Raw genomic sequence first — 17357 nt, 5'->3', positions numbered from 1 at the left:
GACCGCAGTGATGCGATCGCAGGCAAGCCAGCGCCCACATTTGATTGGGTTACCAAATGTCAGACCCCAAAAAAACGCCAACCCTAGGGTTGGCGTTTTTGTGCAGCGCTTACGGTATCACTGCGGCTTCTTGCGACCAAAACCAGGACGCTGACCCGAACCCGCCGGGGCGCCACGGCGCTTGCCCGACGGCTCATCCGCGACCAGTTTCGGGCCAGGGCGTTTGTTCGCCGCCGGCTTGGCTGGACGCTTGGTGCTGGCGTTGTCAGCCGGGCGATCGGCTTCACCACGGTTGCTACGACCACCCGCCGGGGCAGGACGCGGCGCACGTGGCGCACGCTCGCCTTCCTGACGTGACGGCGCGGTTGGGCGACGCTCACCTTCGATCTGCGGCTCACGGGAGATACGACCACCGGTCGCCGGAGCATTCAGCGCCGGGCGCAGAGTGCGGGCAACACGCTCGGTGCGCGCCACAGGGCGCGACGATTTGCGCTGCATACGCTCAAGCTTGTCTTTGCTCTTGGCGTTCATCTGCGGCATCGCGACCGGCGTCAGGCCGACTTCGGCGCTGAGGATGTCGACTTCGTACTGGCTCATTTCGCGCCAGCGGCCCATCGGCAGGTCGGAGTTCAGGAACACCGGGCCGAAACGCACGCGCTTCAGGCGGCTGACCACCAGGCCCTGGGATTCCCACAGGCGACGAACCTCACGGTTACGACCTTCCATCACCACGCAGTGGTACCAGTGGTTGAAACCCTCGCCGCCTGGTGCCTGCTTGATGTCGGTGAACTTGGCCGGGCCGTCTTCCAGCACCACGCCCGCCTTGAGGCGCTCGATCATCTCGTCATCGACTTCGCCACGCACACGCACGGCGTATTCGCGGTCCATTTCGTAGGACGGGTGCATCAGACGGTTGGCCAGTTCACCGTCGGTGGTGAACATCAGCAAACCGGTGGTGTTGATGTCGAGACGGCCGATGTTGATCCAACGGCCTTCTTTAGGCTTGGGCATCTTGTCGAACACGGTCGGACGGCCTTCCGGGTCGTCACGGGTGCAGATCTCGCCATCGGGCTTGTTGTACATGATCACGCGGCGCACCGATTCGGCAGCCTCTTCACGCTTGATGACCTTGCCATCAATGGTGATTGCATCGTGCAGGTCGACGCGCTGGCCGAGCGTGGCCTCGACGCCGTTGACCTTGATGCGCTTCTGGGTGATCCAGGCTTCGACGTCGCGGCGCGAGCCCACGCCGATACGCGCCAGCACCTTTTGCAGTTTTTCGCCTGCTGGGCCGATTTCCTGGCTGTCGTTCTGGTCTTTGTCGTTCATCTTAAGCACCTCCCGGTGGGTCGATTCAGGCGTGGCCTGAAGAGTGTTGAAAGCGGGGCTTTGGCCGAATACATCAGCAAAGGGTCGCGAATCATACGCGCATGGCGCGCGTTGCGCATCAGAGAGTAGTCGATAAGACCCAAGTCATTTGCTTTTCCGCCGACCGGTGGCGCCCAGGGCCAGCAATCGCAGCTCGGCTTCGGCCAAGACGGTGCGCTTATCAACCTTGTCGAGTTTCTTCCAGGCACGGATTTCGCGCTTGCTGCGGCCACAGCCGAGGCAGATGTCGTCGCTGAATTTGCAGACGCTGATGCAAGGGTCTTTGGTTGAACTCATATGATTTCTCCCTGGCAACAATAATCAAATGTGGGAGCGGTGGCTGGTGGATCGCGTCAGTCTTCGAACTGGCGGCGCTCGGCCTCGATGGCTTCGGCCAGGGCCCGGGCTTCGTCTTCTTCGTCGCTCAGCGGCGGCTGTTCGAGGGCGGCGACGGCAGCCAGGAGTTTTTCCCGGGCTTCGGCCACGCCGAGGATGTCTTCCTCGGGCTCGGGTTCGACCTCGGGCTCTACGTCCACGTTCACTTGGGTTTCAGGCTCCGCCGCGCCATCACGCAACAAGTCGTCGAAGTCGGTCTTGATGCCCTGTTCCATGTCATCCAGTTCCAGCAACAGCGTATGGAAACTGGTCTCGTCCTTGGGCTCTTCCGGCTCGGCGGTAGCATCGGCCATTTCCTGCAGGCTGGCCGGGACCGGGGCGTCGTCGAAGTCGAGCACCGGCTCGGCCTCCATTTCGCGCAGTTCGGCGAGCGGCGGCAGGTCGTCGAGGTTCTTCAGGTTGAAGTGGTCGAGGAACACCTTGGTGGTGGCGAACATTGCCGGTTTACCGGGCACGTCGCGGTAACCGACGATACGGATCCACTCGCGCTCCAGCAGGGTCTTGACGATATGGCTGTTGACCGCCACGCCACGCACATCTTCGATCTCGCCCCGGGTGATCGGCTGGCGATAGGCGATCAGCGCCATGGTCTCCAGCATCGCCCGCGAATAACGCTGCGGGCGTTCTTCCCATAAGCGGCCGACCCACGGGGAAAACTTCTCACGGATCTGCAGGCGATAACCCGATGCCACTTCGCGCAACTCAAAGGCGCGACCGTCGCAGGATTTGCGCAGGATCTCCAGCGCCTTCTTGAATACCGGCGGCTCGGGGCGCTCGGCTTCTTCAAAGAGTTCGAACAGGCGCTCCAGGGATTGCGGTTTGCCCGAGGCCAGGAGAAACGCCTCCAGCAGCGGCGCCAGTTCGCGGGGTTCAGTCAGATTCATCGATTCAGCTCTTTATTCGGCTCGCGCCCGCACGTGGATAGCCGCAAAAGGCTCATTCTGGACCAGCTCGACCAAGGACTCCTTGACCAATTCGAGGATCGCCATAAAAGTCACCACCACCCCCAGACGCCCTTCTTCGGCGGTGAAGAGCTCGACGAACGGCACGAACCCGCCACCCTTGAGGCGCTCCAGCACGTCGCTCATGCGCTCGCGGGTGGACAGCGCCTCACGGCTGACCTGGTGGCTTTCAAACATATCGCCACGGCGCAGCACCTCGGCCATGGACATCAACAACTCTTCCAAGCTCACGTCGGGCAACAGTTTGCGCGCGCGGGCTTCGGGGGCGTCGAGCTTGGGCACTACCACGTCGCGACCCACGCGGCTCAGGCCATCAATACCTTCGGCAGCGGCCTTGAAACGCTCGTATTCCTGCAGGCGGCGGATCAGTTCGGCGCGCGGATCGTCTTCTTCGGCTTCCACCGTTTCCGAGCGCGGCAGCAACATGCGCGACTTGATCTCGGCGAGCATGGCGGCCATCACCAGGTACTCGGCGGCCAGTTCCAGGCGTACCGACTGCATCAGCTCGACATAGCCCATGTACTGCCGAGTGATTTCCGCCACCGGGATGTCGAGGATATTGATGTTCTGCTTGCGGATCAGGTACAGCAGCAAGTCCAGCGGGCCTTCGAAGGCTTCAAGGAAGACTTCCAGGGCGTCCGGCGGAATGTACAAGTCCAGCGGCATCTCCATGACCGCCTGGCCATACACCATGGCAAACGGCAGTTCCTGCTGGGCGCCCGCCTGGGGGTCAACGGTTTCCACGGCTGACATTCAGGCCTCGACCATGAACGGCGCCGGGTCGCCGCAACCCACGCGGATCACTTCGGGTTCGCCGTCGGCCAGGTTGATCACGGTGGAGGCCTTGTTGCCGCCGTAGCCGCCGTCGATGATCAGGTCGACCTGCTTTTCCAGCAATTGACGCATTTCGTATGGGTCGTACAGCGGCTCGGTTTCACCGGGCAGGATCAGCGACACGCTCATCAGCGGCTCACCCAACTCGGCCAGCAGCGCCAGGGCGATAGGGTGTTCCGGCACCCGCAGGCCGATGGTGCGCTTCTTTGGGTGCAGCAACAGGCGCGGCACTTCGCGGGTGGCATTGAGAATAAAGGTGTAGGGCCCTGGTGTGTGGGCCTTGAGCAGGCGGAAGGTGCCGGTGTCGACCTTGGCGAACAGCCCAAGCTGGGACAGGTCGCTGCAGATCAGCGCAAAGTTGTGCTTGTCGTCCAGCTGGCGCAGGCGCCGTACACGCTCGACCGCGCCCTTGTCGCCGATCTGGCAACCAATGGCGTAGGACGAGTCAGTCGGATAGATCACCACGCCGCCGGCACGAATGATCTCGACGGCCTGTTTGATCAGGCGCGCCTGGGGGTTTTCCGGATGAATCTGGAAGAATTGACTCACGTGTTCTACCTGTTCAGACGGTGGCAATAATGGGGTCATGCTTGAATCGCCCCGACAAAAGCGGCAGGTCTTCAGGTACCTGGCGATACTCGCCGATTTCGGACCACCCACCTGGGCCATGAAAGTCACTGCCGGCGCTGACCAGCAGACCAAATTCGCGAGCAAGAATCGCCAGGCTGCCGACCTGCTCGGCAGGTTGATGCCCGTTGACCACTTCAATCGCGTGGCCGCCCGCTCCAATATAGTCGCTGATCAGCTTGCGGCGCTTGCTGCGCGTGAAATCGTAATGCCAGGGATGCGCCAGGCTGACCCAGGCGCCGGAGGCCCGCAAGGTCCCGACGGTGTCTTCCAGGGTCGGCCAGTGTTGCTTCACATCCCCCAACTTGCCCGCGCCCAGCCATTTACGGAAGGCTTCGGCGCGGTCTTTGACAAAACCTTCCCGCACCATCCAGTCAGCAAAGTGCGGCCGGGCCGGTGCATTACCACTGTCACCCAGGTCCTGCTGGATGGCGCGGGCACCTTCCAGGGCGCCGGGCATGCCTTTAAGGCTGAGCTTGCGGCTTATTTCTTCGGACCGCAGCCAGCGGCCATCGTGCAAATCGGCGATGGCCTGCACCAGCGGCGGGGCTTGCTGATCAAAACCATAGCCGAGCACATGAATGGTGGCGCCGCCCCAGGTGCAGGACAATTCCACGCCATTGACCAGTTGCATGCCCAATGAATGGGCGGCTTCGCGGGCTTCGTCGAGGCCTTCGAGGGTGTCGTGGTCGGTCAAGGACAGGACTCGCACGCCTTTTTCAAACGCACGCGCAACCAGTACCGCGGGCGCCAAGGCGCCGTCGGAGGCCGTGCTGTGGCAGTGCAAATCAACATTCACGGGGATGTGTAACCTCAAGTCAGCTGGCGCTTTCGCTACCAAGGATGTTTGTTATTATGCCGCCACATCCAGCTTCTGGCTCTTACTGTGAAACAATTCATCGACTTCATCCCGCTGTTGCTGTTTTTCATCGTTACCAAACTCGACCCCAGGGTCATCGAAATCGCCGGTCATGAGCTGTCGTTCGGGGGCATCTACAGCGCCACCGCCGTCCTGATCATCAGCTCCATCGTTGTCTACGGCGCCATCTTCATCTCCCAGCGCAAGCTGGAAAAAAGCCAATGGCTCACCCTGGTCGCGTGCCTGGTCTTCGGCGGCCTGACCCTGGCGTTTCACAGCGAAACCTTCCTCAAATGGAAAGCGCCGGTGGTGAACTGGCTGTTCGCGCTGGTGTTTATCGGCAGCCACTTTATCGGTGATCGCCTGCTGATCAAACGGATCATGGGCCATGCGCTGACCCTGCCGGACCCGGTGTGGACACGCTTGAACGTAGCCTGGATCGTGTTCTTCCTGTTCTGTGGCGCCGCCAACCTGTTCGTGGCCTTTACCTTCCAGGACTACTGGGTCGATTTCAAAGTGTTCGGCAGCCTGGCCATGACCGTGTTGTTCCTGGTGGGCCAGGGCATCTACCTGTCGCGCCACTTGCATGACGTCGCCCCTACCACGCCTAAAACCGAGGACTGACATGCTCTACGCCATCATTGCCACCGACGTGGCCAACTCGCTGGAAAAACGCCTGAGCGTACGCCCGGCCCATGTCGAGCGCCTCAAGCAGCTGCAGGCCGAAGGCCGAATCGTGCTGGCCGGCCCGCACCCTGCGGTAGACAGCAACGACCCAGGCGAGGCCGGTTTCACCGGAAGCCTGATCGTCGCCGAGTTCGCCTCCCTGGCCGATGCCCAGGCCTGGGCCAAGGCTGATCCTTATGTGGCAGCCGGGGTTTACGCTGACGTTGTGATCAAGCCATTCAAGCAAGTCCTGCCTTGATAACGGCCGCGCCGAGCCTAATCGGTTCGGCGTACTCCTAATTGCTCATTATTCTCGGTAACCTGCCGACAACATTCTGAATATTCGTGTGGAATCAGGAGTTCCGATGCGCTTACGTCAGTTGTGTCTGTTGGCAGTGGTAATGATCGGGGCTACGGCCCACGCTGAAGAAACCTCGAACACCGGCAGCTCCACGCCCCTGTCCTTGAGCGCCGGCGCCCAGATCACCGAGTTGCAGCAACGTTTGAAAGAAAGCGAACGCCAACGCGAAGAACTGAGCAAGCAGTTGCAAAGTGCCGACGCTAGCCGTGAAAGCACTCAATTGAGTCGCCTTCGCCAAGAGAACCAACGCCTGGCCCAGCAACTCAAAGAGACACAGGGCGGCGCCTTGACCCGCTGGCTGACTGAGCAGCAACAGTGGTTCGTCACCGGCGGGGCCGTCGCACTGATCGCCCTGCTGTGCGGGATCTTCGCCAGCGGTGGGCACCGTCGCCGTCGACAATGGCTAAATTGAGTGAGTCATGAGCGAGCTGTTACTGATAGATGATGACCAGGAGCTCTGTGAGCTGCTGACCAGTTGGTTGAGCCAGGAAGGCTTCCAGGTGCGCGCCTGCCATGATGGCTTGAGCGCCCGCAAAGCCTTGGCCGACAGCGCTCCGGCAGCGGTGGTGCTCGACGTGATGCTGCCTGACGGCAGCGGGCTTGAGCTGCTCAAGCAATTGCGCAACGACCACCCGGAGCTGCCGGTGCTGATGCTCTCGGCCCGAGGCGAACCGCTGGACCGCATCCTCGGCCTGGAACTGGGCGCGGATGATTACCTGGCCAAGCCCTGCGACCCGCGCGAGCTGACCGCCCGCCTGCGTGCCGTATTGCGCCGCAGCCATCCGGCCGCCGTGTCGACCCAGCTCGAATTGGGCGACCTGTGCTTCAGCCCGGTGCGCGGCGTGGTCAGCATCGACGAGCAGGAATTCGCCCTCACCGTCTCCGAAAGCCGCCTGCTGGAAGCCTTGCTGCGCCAGCCCGGCGAACCGCTGGACAAGCAGGAACTGGCGCAGATCGCCCTGGGCCGCAAGCTGACCCTGTACGATCGCAGCCTGGACATGCACGTCAGCAACCTGCGCAAAAAGATCGGCCCGCACCCGGATGGCCGGCCACGGATCGTGGCGTTGCGCAGCCGCGGCTACTACTACAGCCTCTAATCGCGACACCGATCCGAACCCTGTGGGAGCTGCCGAGCTTTAGCGAGGCAGCGACAGGATCGACTCGGTGTGCCTGTGGTACCGAGTCGTCTGCATCGCAGGCAACCCAGCTCCCACAGGGGATACGCTCGGCGCTGATAGTTTTGTCAGTTACCGACAAATCCCTCTTTACCGAAGCTTTACCCACACCTGACCGCCGCTGACCTTGATCTCCGTAATCTACTCACATCCGGACTCACCGGAATAGAGACAGGAGAATCACCATGCGCAAGACCCTTATCGCTTTGATGTTCGCCGCTGCCCTGCCCACCGCTGCCATGGCGGCAATGCCTGAAGGCCCAGGCCCGATGGGCGAACCTTCCGGCCACATGATGGGTGGCCCGGGCCACGGCGGTGAACACGGTCCGCGTGGCAAAGGCGGCCCGTTCAGCCAACTGGACCTGAGCAAGGAACAGCGCCAGCAGATCGGCAAGTTGATGGGTGACCAATGGCACGCCCGCAAAGACCTGACCAAGAAGTACCTGGACAAACTGCCAGCCGCTGACCAGAAAGCCATGCAGGACGAGATCGCCGCCGGCAAGCAGAAAACCCAGGCGGACATCCGTGCGGTCCTCAAGCCTGACCAGCAGAAGAAGTTCGACGAAATCGTCAAGCAGCAGGAACAGCGTCGCGCCGAATGGAAGGAATTCCAGGCCTGGAAAGCGCAACAGCCGCAAAAAGCGCAATAATGCTCCCGCGTTAACGCTCCCAGCCCAGTGGCCCCCGCCGCTGGGCTTTTCCTGTTTGAGGGTTTCCTGTGCGTTCATTGTTCTGGCGCATCCTGGCCAGTTTCTGGCTGGCCATCGCCTTGGTTGCCGGGTTGTCGATCCTGCTTGGGCATATGCTCAATCAAGATGCCTGGATTCTCAGCCGTCACCCCGGCCTCAATAACCTGGCCGAAGAGTGGACCCAGCTCTACGAAGCCCAGGGCGAGGACGCGGCCCAGGACCTGCTGCAACAGCGCAAACGCCAGTATCACATTGACGTGCAAGTGCTGAATGAAAGCGGCGAGCCGGTGGTACGCGGCACCTTCCCGCGCCGCGCCGCTGCCTTCGAAGCGCGCCAGAATGACAGCCAGGACGGCCACCTGCCCTGGCGTCGCCTGACCGCCGAGTACACCAGCGAAAAGACCGGCGACACTTACTTGCTGATCTATCGCATCCCCCACCCGGAACTCGACGCCTGGCACCGCAGCAGCCTTTTGTGGCCGTTGAGCGCGCTGGCGATTGCCTTGGTGGTGCTGACCCTGTTCAGCCTGCTGGTGACACTGTCCATCACTCGCCCCCTCAGCCGTTTGCGCGGCGCGGTGCATGACCTCGGCCAGGCCACCTACCAGCAGAACAGCCTGGCGCGCCTGGCCAATCGCCGCGATGAATTCGGCGTGCTGGCCACCGACTTCAACCGCATGGGCGCCCGCCTGCAAAGCCTGATTGGCAGCCAGCGCCAATTGCTGCGTGATGTCTCCCACGAATTGCGCTCGCCCCTCGCGCGCCTGCGTATTGCCCTGGCGCTGGCCGAACGCGCCAGCCCCGAAGAGCGGGAAAGACTCTGGCCGCGCCTGACCCGCGAGTGCGACCGGCTGGAAGCCTTGATCAGTGAAATTCTGGTACTGGCCCGTGTTGATGCCGATAACGCCAGCGCCGAAGAGGTCGACCTCACTGCCTTGCTCAAAACCTTGCAAAAGGACGCCCAACTCGGCGCACCGGACCAGGTAGTGCAACTGAACGCCGAAACCGACCTGCACCTGAAGGGCTGGCCGACCATGATCGAACGCGCGGTGGATAACCTGCTGCGCAATGCCCAGCGCTTCAATCCCCAGGGCCAGCCGATTGAACTGCAGGCGCAGCGTCAGGGTGATCGGATCCTGATCAGCGTACGCGACCACGGCCCCGGCGTTGAGGCCGAACACTTGAGCCAGCTGGGCGAGCCCTTCTATCGCGCCCCCGGCCAGACCGCACAAGGCCACGGCCTGGGCCTGGCGATTGCACGTCGCGCCGCCGAACGTCATGGCGGCAGCCTGATTCTGGCCAACCACCCAGGCGGCGGCTTTGTCGCCAGCATCGACCTGCCACTGGAACCCGGGGTTGTCACACCGGCCTGATCTTCTATAGTGACCCTTCTCTTGAGGAGGGCCTTTGATGACTGACCTGCTGACTCCCATCCAAGCCGCACTTGATCTGCCACAAACGCCGCTGACCTTTACCGAAGCTGGCGCCCTGCCCTCGATCTTCGCCGTGACCGACCTGGCCAGCGCCAGCATCGGCGCCGCCGGCCAAGCCGTGGCCCAGTTGATCCAGCAACAGACCGGGCGCCTGCCCAGCGTCAGTGTGGACCGGCGCCTCGCGTCTTTCTGGTTCTCCTCCTCGATTCGCCCGACAGGTTGGGAGGTCCCACCGCTGTGGGACCCGGTGGCCGGCGACTACGCCAGCGCCGATGGCTGGATTCGCCTGCACACCAACGCCCCCCATCACCGCGCGGCCGCCGAGCGGGTACTGGGCAAAGCCGCCGACCGCATCGAGATGGCCGCCTATGTGGCCAAATGGAAAGCAGCTGAGCTGGAGCAGGCGATTGTCGACGAGGGTGGTTGCGCAGCGCAGATGCGTTCGTGGCAGGCCTGGCAGTCGCATCCCCAAGGGCTGGCAGTGAATGCCGAGGCGCTGGTGCAGCGCCAGACCGATGAAACCACCTGCGTTAAACCCTGGCTCGGCTCAGTGGCGCGGCCGCTGGCGGGCATCAAGGTACTGGACCTGACCCGCGTGCTGGCCGGCCCCGTGGCCAGTCGCTTTCTTGCGGGCCTGGGCGCGGACGTGCTGCGCATCGACTCGCCCACTTGGAACGAACCCGGCGTAGTGCCGGAAATGACCCTGGGCAAACGCTGCGCCCGCCTGGACTTGAAGAGCCCCGAAGACCGGCAGGTGTTCGAAAACCTGCTCAAGGACGCCGACATCCTGTTCCACGGCTACCGCGCCGACGCCCTGGAGCAATTGGGCTACACCGCCAGCGCCCTGCAGACCCTCGCCCCCGGCCTGATCGACGTGAGCCTCAACGCCTACGGCTGGAGCGGCCCATGGCGTAATCGCCGGGGTTTCGACAGTTTGGTGCAGATGAGCAGCGGCATTGCCGACGCAGGCATGGCCTGGAAACAGGCGGACAAACCGGTGCCGTTGCCGTTGCAGGCCCTGGATCACGCCACCGGTTACTTGATGGCGGCCAGTGCGGTTCAAGCCTTGAGCGAACGCTTGAAGTCGGGGCGCGGCGGTTCGGCACGGTTGTCGCTGGCGCGCACGGCGAAGTTGTTGGTGGAGGCGGGACAGGTGCCGGAGCAGCCGGCGTTGCGTGCCGAGGAACTGAGCGATCAGGGTTTGGTGGTGGAGCAAACAGCCTGGGGCCAGGCGCACCGATTGCTTGCGCCAGTAACCATCAGCGGCACACCGTTGCAGTGGGATTTACCGGCTGGGGAATTGGGGTCGCACCGGGCACAGTGGTGAGCTGAAATCCGCTATCGCCGGCAAGCCAGCTCCCACATTCGACCGCATTCCAAAGGATGCACTCGGTCAAAATGTGGGAGCGGCTTGCTCGCGAAGAGGCCAGTACAGACACTATCAATCTGACCGTTGCAACGACGTCCACAAATGCTGCGCCGCATACGCCCTCAACGGTCGCCACGCCTCGGCCCGCATCAGCAACTGCCGCGCCGACACCGGCCCGCCCTCCAGCGCCGCCAGCGCATTGATCAACCCGATATCCCCCGACGCGAACGCATCCGCCTCGCGCATCTGGCGCATGGCGATGTACTGCGCGGTCCAGTCGCCAATCCCCGCCAACGCCACCAGCCTTGCGACGCCCTCCTTGAGACTGGCCTTGGGTTCGAACACCTCAGGATCATCCAGCAACGCCTGGGCCACGCCCGACAACGTGCGCCCGCGCGCCTTGGGCATCCCCAGGGTGGCGAGGTCGGCCGCCGCCAAGACGTCCGGCGTGGGGAACACGTGGGTGATACCGGCATACGGCGTTGCCAGCGGCTGACCGTATTGCGCAACTAGTTTGCCTGCCAGACGAATCGCGGCCACCACGGTGATTTGCTGGCCCAGCACTGCTCGGATCGCCAGCTCCAAGCCATCCCAGGTGCCTGGTACGCGCAAGCCCGGCCGCGCCGCAACCAGTTGCGCCATCAACGGGTCAGTCGCCAGTTGCGGGTTGATCCGTTGCGGCTGGGCGTCCAGGTCAAACATCTTGCGCAAGCGCCGTTGGATCTCGGGCAAGGCCGCCTTGTCCGCAAAGCCCACCGCAACGTCCAGCCAATCACCCGCCCCCGGCGCAACGCTGATCCAGCCATGCTGCCCGCCGACGCTGATGCTGCGCCGATACACGCCAGCCTCCACGGTCTCCATCCCAGTGATCGCCCGCGCCGACAAAAAACCCAACATCGCTGCCCAGTCATACGGCGGCTGATACGCCAGTCTCACAACGACAACACTCCGCTATACAACCCATACGCCGCCAGCCCAGCGCCGGCGATCACGCAGCTGAAAATGCCTTTTTCCACGTGGGTAAACAGGGGCTGGTCCTGCTCACGCTTGGCCAGGGCAAACAGGATCACGCCAGGTGCATACAACAGCGCAGACAGCAGCAGGTACTTCAAGCCACCGGCGTAGAGCAGCCACACCGCGTAGCCGAGGGCAATCAGGCCCACCAGCAAGTCCTTGATGCGCTGGCCATGGGCACCCTGGTAGGTTTCGCCGCGCCCGCTCAACAGCACCGCATAGGCCGCCGACCACAGGTACGGGACCAGGATCATCGATGAGGCGAGGTAAATCAGGGTGGTGTAGGTGCTGTGGGAAAACAGGGTGATCACCAGGAAGACCTGGATCATGACATTGGTCAGCCATAACGCGTTGACCGGCACCTGGTTGGCGTTTTCCTTTTTCAAAAAGGCCGGCATGGTCTTGTCATGGGCCGTGGCGTAGAGGATTTCCGCGCACAGCAATGCCCAGGACAGCAAGGCGCCGAGCAGCGATACCGCCAGGCCGATGCTGATCGCCATCGCGCCCCAGGGGCCGACGATGTGTTCCAGCACACCTGCCAGCGACGGGTTCTGCAGTTGTGCGAGCTGCGGCTGGCTCATGATGCCCAGCGACAGCACATTCACCAGCACCAGCAACGCCAGCACGCCCAGAAAGCCGATCACCGTGGCGCGACCCACGTCCGAGCGCTTCTCGGCCCGCGCCGAATAGACACTGGCGCCCTCGATACCGATAAACACAAACACGGTGACCAGCATCATGTTGCGCACCTGGTCCACCACATTGCCCATATTCGGGTTGCCCACGCCCCAGATATCACGGGTGAAGATCTCGGCCTTGAAGGCCACGCCGGCAATCACGATAAACATCAGCAGCGGCACGATCTTGGCCACGGTGGTGATCTGATTGATAAACGCGGCCTCCTTGATCCCACGCAGCACCAGGAAATGCACGGCCCACAGCAGCAAGGACGCGCAGCCGATGGCCACCGGCGTGTTGCCTTGACCGAATATCGGAAAAAAATAACCGAGGGTGCTGAACAGCAACACGAAGTAACCCACGTTGCCCATCCAGGCGCTGATCCAGTAACCCCAGGCCGAGGAGAAACCCATGTAATCGCCGAAGCCCGCCTTGGCATAGGCATACACGCCCGAGTCCAATTCGGGCTTGCGGTTGGCCAGGGTCTGGAACACAAAGGCCAGGGTCAACATGCCCACGGCGGTGATCGCCCAACCGATCAGCACCGCGCCTACCTCGGCTCGCGCGGCCATATTCTGCGGCAACGAGAAAATCCCCCCACCGATCATCGACCCCACTACCAGGGCGATCAGGGCACTGAGCCGAAGTTTCTGGGCGGGTTGGGACATGAACACTCCTGAATGAATAAAAAGTTTTAGCCGACAACTGTGCACTCAACTAATTAACCCAGCGAGTGTAGCGTTTATTAGAGACCGCGATAAAAACACTGCGCTAATACCCCAAGGGCATGACAGTTTATCGGGTTTAGGCTTATTTAGAATTTAAATACGACGACTACTCTGTCGCTTCTTAGTTCCTTATCGTCGCCTTTATGAAAAGTTTGCACATTCGGGAAAACGGGCTAGTTTAAAACGTCCACACGTAGCACTAAATGATTAACCAATACCGCAGAGATCGCTCTGGAAAGCACCTTTGCGCGGAAAACTATTGCCCACGGCTTTGCACCCTAAGTCATTAATTCACAATGGAATGTGCCAATGAAGTGATCTGAGTCAGCTGTTTGATTAGCGCACGGATTTATTCTGTGGTCTCTCTTCTCCTGCATTGGAGTTATGCGATGTCTGAATCTCCCGGAAAACTTCGATTAGGCGCACTGGTTGCACTGGTCGTCGGCTCAATGATTGGCGGCGGGATTTTCTCTCTGCCGCAAAATATGGCCGCCAGCGCTGACGTCGGCGCCGTATTGATCGGTTGGGTCATTACGGCCGTGGGCATGTTGACCCTCGCGTTCGTGTTCCAGACCCTCGCCAACCGCAAGCCCGACCTCGACGGTGGGGTGTACGCCTACGCCAAGGCCGGTTTCGGCGACTACATGGGTTTCTCGTCCGCCTGGGGTTACTGGATCAGTGCCTGGCTGGGCAACGTGGGTTACTTCGTGTTGCTGTTCAGCACCCTCGGTTACTTCTTCCCGATCTTTGGCGAAGGCAACACGCCGGCCGCTGTGATAGGCGCTTCAGTGCTGCTGTGGGCTGTGCATTTCCTGGTACTGCGCGGCATCAAGGAAGCGGCGTTCATCAACCTGGTAACCACCGTCGCCAAAGTGGTGCCATTGGTGCTGTTCGTTTTGATCGCGCTGTTCGCGTTCAAGCTGGACATCTTCACCGCTGACATCTGGGGCCTGAAAAACCCGGACCTGGGCAGCGTGATGAACCAGGTGCGCAACATGATGCTGGTCACCGTGTGGGTGTTTATCGGTATCGAAGGCGCGAGCATCTTCTCGGCCCGTGCCGAGAAACGCTCCGATGTGGGCAAGGCCACCGTGATCGGCTTTATCACCGTGCTGTTGTTCCTGATGCTGGTGAACGTGCTGTCCCTGGGGATCATGACCCAACCGGAGCTGGCCAAACTGCAAAATCCATCGATGGCCGCCGTGCTGGAGCATGTGGTGGGCCACTGGGGCGCGGTGCTGATCAGCGTCGGCTTGGTCATTTCGTTGCTCGGGGCGCTGCTGTCATGGGTGTTGCTGTGCGCGGAGATCATGTTCGCCGCTGCCAAGGACCACACCATGCCGGAATTCCTGCGCAAGGAGAACGCCAACCACGTGCCGGCCAACGCCCTGTGGCTGACCAACGCGATGGTGCAGATATTCCTGGTAATCACGCTGTTTTCCGCCAGCACCTACCTGTCGCTGATCTACCTCGCCACCTCAATGATCCTGGTGCCCTACCTGTGGTCGGCGGCGTATGCGCTGTTGCTGGCGGTGCGCGGGGAGACTTACGAAAACGCCCTCAAAGAGCGCCAGAAAGACCTGTTCATCGGCGCCATCGCCCTGATCTACGCGGTCTGGTTGCTCTACGCCGGCGGCACCAAATACCTGCTGCTCTCTGCCCTGCTCTACGCCCCCGGCGCGATCCTGTTCGCCAAGGCCAAGCGTGAACTGGGCAAACCGATATTCACCAACGTCGAGAAGTTGATTTTCGCCGCAGTGATCATTGGCGCCCTGGTGGCTGCCTATGGCCTCTACGACGGCTTCCTGACGCTTTAATTGTGTGTTCACTGGAGGATCTGAAATGACCACGGAAAAAGTGAAGTACGGCGTACATTCCGAAGCCGGCAAACTGCGCAAAGTCATGGTGTGCTCCCCAGGTTTGGCCCATCAGCGGCTGACCCCCAACAACTGCGATGAACTGCTGTTCGATGACGTGTTGTGGGTCGCCCAGGCCAAGCGCGACCATTTCGACTTCGTCACCAAGATGCGCGAGCGGGATATTGATGTGCTGGAAATGCACAACCTGCTGACCGACATCGTCGCCATCCCCGAAGCGCTGGACTGGATCCTGGAGCGCAAGATCACCGCCAACACAGTCGGCCTGGGCCTGGTCGATGAGGTCAGCTCCTGGCTGCGCAGCCTGGAGCCGCGCAAAATCAGTGAGTTCCTGATCGGTGGTGTGTCGGCCGATGACCTGCCGAGCAGCTTCGGGGGCAAGACCATCGAAATGTTCCGCGATTTCCTCGGGCATTCCAGCTTCATCCTGCCGCCGCTGCCCAACACTCAGTTCACCCGTGACACCACTTGCTGGATCTACGGCGGTGTGACACTGAACCCGATGTACTGGCCGGCGCGACGCCAGGAAACCCTGCTGGCCTCGGCCATCTACAAATTCCATCCCGAGTTCACCAACGCGGACTTCCAGATCTGGTACGGCGACCCGGATCAGGAACACGGCGCCTCCACCCTGGAAGGCGGTGACGTGATGCCGATCGGCAACGGCGTGGTACTGATCGGCATGGGCGAGCGTTCGTCCCACCAGGCGATCGGCCAATTGGCGCGCAACCTGTTCAAGAACAAGGCAGTGGAAAAAGTGATCGTTGCCGGCCTGCCAAAATCCCGCGCGGCGATGCACCTGGATACCGTGTTCAGCTTCTGCGACCGCGACCTGGTCACCGTCTTCCCCGAAGTGGTCAACCAGATCGTGCCGTTCACCCTGCGTCCGGATGAAAGCAAGCCGCACGGCATCGACATCCAGCGGGAAAAAACCAACTTCCTCGAAACCGTCGCCGCGGCCCTCAACCTCAAGGCGCTGCGTGTGGTCGAGACCGGCGGCAACAGCTTCGCCGCCGAACGCGAGCAGTGGGACGACGGCAACAACGTGGTCGCGGTGGAGCCTGGCGTAGTGATCGGTTACGACCGCAACACCTACACCAACACCTTGCTGCGCAAGGCCGGCGTGGAAGTCATCACCATCAGTGCCGGCGAACTCGGCCGCGGCCGTGGCGGTGGCCACTGCATGACCTGCCCGATCATCCGCGACCCTATCGACTATTAATTTCCAGGCCTTGGCCGTCGCCCATAAGGCGCCGGCCAAGGGGATAACCTAAACAGAAGGAGATCCATCATGGCTTTCAACATGCGCAACCGCAGCCTGCTGTCGCTGATGCACCACACCACCCGCGAACTGAACTACCTGCTGGACCTGTCCCGCGACCTCAAGCGCGCCAAATACACTGGCACCGAGCGTCCGCACCTGAAGGGCAAGAACATCGCGCTGATCTTCGAAAAAACCTCGACCCGCACCCGTTGCGCCTTCGAAGTCGCGGCCCATGACCAGGGCGCGCACGTCACCTACATCGATCCGGTGTCGTCACAGATCGGCCATAAAGAAAGCATGAAAGACACCGCCCGCGTACTGGGCCGGATGTTCGACGCCATCGAATACCGTGGCTTCGAACAGGAAATCGTCGAAGAACTGGCCAAGTTCGCCGGCGTGCCAGTGTTCAACGGCCTTACCGCCGAATTCCACCCGACGCAAATGATCGCCGACACCCTGACCATGCGCGAACACAGCGACAAACCGCTGCATGACATCAGCTACGCCTACCTCGGCGACGCCCGCTACAACATGGGTAACTCGCTGCTGATGATTGGCGCCAAGCTGGGCATGGACGTGCGCATCGGCGCGCCGAAAGCGCTGTGGCCGCACGAAGATTTCATCAAGCAGTGCCAGGCGTTTGCCGAAGAAAGCGGCGCACGCATCACCATCACCGAAGACCCTAAGGAAGCGGTGAAAGGCGTGGACTTCATCCACACCGATATCTGGGTGTCCATGGGCGAGCCGGTGGAAGCGTGGGACGAGCGCATCGAGCAACTGCTGCCGTACCAGGTCAACGCCAAGATGATGAAAGCTTCGGGCAACCCGCGCGTGAAATTCATGCACTGCCTGCCCGCGTTCCACAACAGCGAAACCAAGGTGGGCAAGGACATCGCTGCGCGTTATCCGAACCTGGCCAATGGCGTGGAAGTGACCGAGGACGTGTTCGAATCGCCGGCCAACATCGCGTTTGAGCAGGCGGAGAACCGCATGCATACCATCAAGGCGATTCTGGTGTCGGCGCTGGCGGATATCTAACCCTCAACACCGCTCCCAC

The 17357-nt window shown here is 61.6% G+C and carries 18 protein-coding genes; 10 read left to right on the top strand and 8 right to left on the bottom strand.

Annotated features, from left to right (window positions below):
• Positions 1–117: 117 nt before the first annotated feature.
• From rluB to AC4PS7_RS26695, 6 genes are all read right to left on the bottom strand, one after another.
• Positions 118–1329 (bottom strand): 23S rRNA pseudouridine(2605) synthase RluB, encoded by a 1212-nt coding sequence (gene rluB / locus AC4PS7_RS26720; RefSeq protein WP_010208149.1) that lies wholly within the window; start codon positions 1327–1329, stop codon positions 118–120.
• A gap of 144 nt (positions 1330–1473) precedes the next feature.
• The gene (locus AC4PS7_RS26715) at positions 1474–1665 is read right to left on the bottom strand and encodes a DUF1289 domain-containing protein (protein WP_042571244.1); all 192 of its coding nucleotides are present in this window, start codon (positions 1663–1665) and stop codon (positions 1474–1476) included.
• A gap of 56 nt (positions 1666–1721) precedes the next feature.
• The gene (gene scpB, locus AC4PS7_RS26710) at positions 1722–2648 is read right to left on the bottom strand and encodes an SMC-Scp complex subunit ScpB (RefSeq protein WP_044287766.1); all 927 of its coding nucleotides are present in this window, start codon (positions 2646–2648) and stop codon (positions 1722–1724) included.
• A gap of 12 nt (positions 2649–2660) precedes the next feature.
• Positions 2661–3479, bottom strand: a complete 819-nt coding sequence (locus tag AC4PS7_RS26705) for a segregation and condensation protein A (protein ID WP_010208145.1) — start codon at positions 3477–3479, stop codon at positions 2661–2663.
• On the bottom strand, positions 3480–4109 hold the full coding sequence (locus AC4PS7_RS26700) for an L-threonylcarbamoyladenylate synthase (protein WP_010208143.1): 630 nt from the start codon (positions 4107–4109) through the stop codon (positions 3480–3482).
• 13 nt (positions 4110–4122) lie between these two features.
• On the bottom strand, positions 4123–4986 hold the full coding sequence (locus AC4PS7_RS26695; protein WP_010208142.1) for a PHP domain-containing protein: 864 nt from the start codon (positions 4984–4986) through the stop codon (positions 4123–4125).
• An 87-nt stretch (positions 4987–5073) separates the two neighbouring features.
• Here AC4PS7_RS26695 and AC4PS7_RS26690 point away from each other — a divergent pair, with 87 nt between their 5' ends.
• From AC4PS7_RS26690 to AC4PS7_RS26660, 7 genes are all read left to right on the top strand, one after another.
• On the top strand, positions 5074–5670 hold the full coding sequence (locus AC4PS7_RS26690) for a septation protein A (protein ID WP_010208141.1): 597 nt from the start codon (positions 5074–5076) through the stop codon (positions 5668–5670).
• A 1-nt stretch (position 5671) separates the two neighbouring features.
• Positions 5672–5971, top strand: coding sequence for a YciI family protein (locus AC4PS7_RS26685; RefSeq protein WP_010208140.1), 300 nt, complete (start codon positions 5672–5674; stop codon positions 5969–5971).
• Positions 5972–6077: 106 nt separating this feature from the next.
• A complete protein-coding gene (locus tag AC4PS7_RS26680) occupies positions 6078–6485 on the top strand; it encodes an SH3 domain-containing protein (RefSeq protein ID WP_010208139.1) in 408 nt (135 codons plus the stop codon).
• Positions 6486–6492: 7 nt separating this feature from the next.
• Entirely contained in the window at positions 6493–7170 is a 678-nt protein-coding gene (locus tag AC4PS7_RS26675; RefSeq protein WP_003193803.1) for a response regulator transcription factor, read from the top strand.
• A gap of 263 nt (positions 7171–7433) precedes the next feature.
• Positions 7434–7898 (top strand): hypothetical protein, encoded by a 465-nt coding sequence (locus tag AC4PS7_RS26670; protein ID WP_010208138.1) that lies wholly within the window; start codon positions 7434–7436, stop codon positions 7896–7898.
• 68 nt (positions 7899–7966) lie between these two features.
• The gene (locus AC4PS7_RS26665; protein WP_010208137.1) at positions 7967–9310 is read left to right on the top strand and encodes a sensor histidine kinase; all 1344 of its coding nucleotides are present in this window, start codon (positions 7967–7969) and stop codon (positions 9308–9310) included.
• A gap of 37 nt (positions 9311–9347) precedes the next feature.
• Positions 9348–10697 (top strand): CoA transferase, encoded by a 1350-nt coding sequence (locus AC4PS7_RS26660; RefSeq protein ID WP_047542997.1) that lies wholly within the window; start codon positions 9348–9350, stop codon positions 10695–10697.
• A gap of 114 nt (positions 10698–10811) precedes the next feature.
• Here the strand turns inward: AC4PS7_RS26660 and AC4PS7_RS26655 are convergent, their stop codons facing one another.
• Positions 10812–11675, bottom strand: coding sequence for a DNA-3-methyladenine glycosylase family protein (locus tag AC4PS7_RS26655; RefSeq protein ID WP_010208135.1), 864 nt, complete (start codon positions 11673–11675; stop codon positions 10812–10814).
• Complete coding sequence (arcD, locus tag AC4PS7_RS26650) at positions 11672–13099, bottom strand: arginine-ornithine antiporter (protein WP_010208134.1); 1428 nt, start codon at positions 13097–13099, stop codon at positions 11672–11674. The genes AC4PS7_RS26655 and arcD (AC4PS7_RS26650) overlap by 4 nt, the downstream gene beginning before the upstream one ends.
• Before the next feature lie 449 nt (positions 13100–13548).
• Here arcD (AC4PS7_RS26650) and arcD (AC4PS7_RS26645) point away from each other — a divergent pair, with 449 nt between their 5' ends.
• The 3 genes from arcD (AC4PS7_RS26645) (at position 13549) to AC4PS7_RS26635 (ending at position 17338) form a co-directional block, all read left to right on the top strand.
• Complete coding sequence (gene arcD / locus AC4PS7_RS26645; protein WP_010208133.1) at positions 13549–14976, top strand: arginine-ornithine antiporter; 1428 nt, start codon at positions 13549–13551, stop codon at positions 14974–14976.
• A 25-nt stretch (positions 14977–15001) separates the two neighbouring features.
• Positions 15002–16258 carry an arginine deiminase gene (gene arcA, locus AC4PS7_RS26640; protein ID WP_010208132.1) on the top strand — a complete coding sequence of 419 codons (1257 nt, stop codon included), beginning with the start codon at positions 15002–15004 and terminating at the stop codon, positions 16256–16258.
• Between the two features lie 69 nt (positions 16259–16327).
• Positions 16328–17338, top strand: a complete 1011-nt coding sequence (locus AC4PS7_RS26635; protein WP_010208131.1) for an ornithine carbamoyltransferase — start codon at positions 16328–16330, stop codon at positions 17336–17338.
• Positions 17339–17357: the final 19 nt, after the last annotated feature.

This window comes from Pseudomonas sp. DW-iso3 (assembly GCF_058725305.1).
Note: the sequence above shows the minus strand (reverse complement) of the source record. Positions and strands in the feature narration are given on the sequence as shown.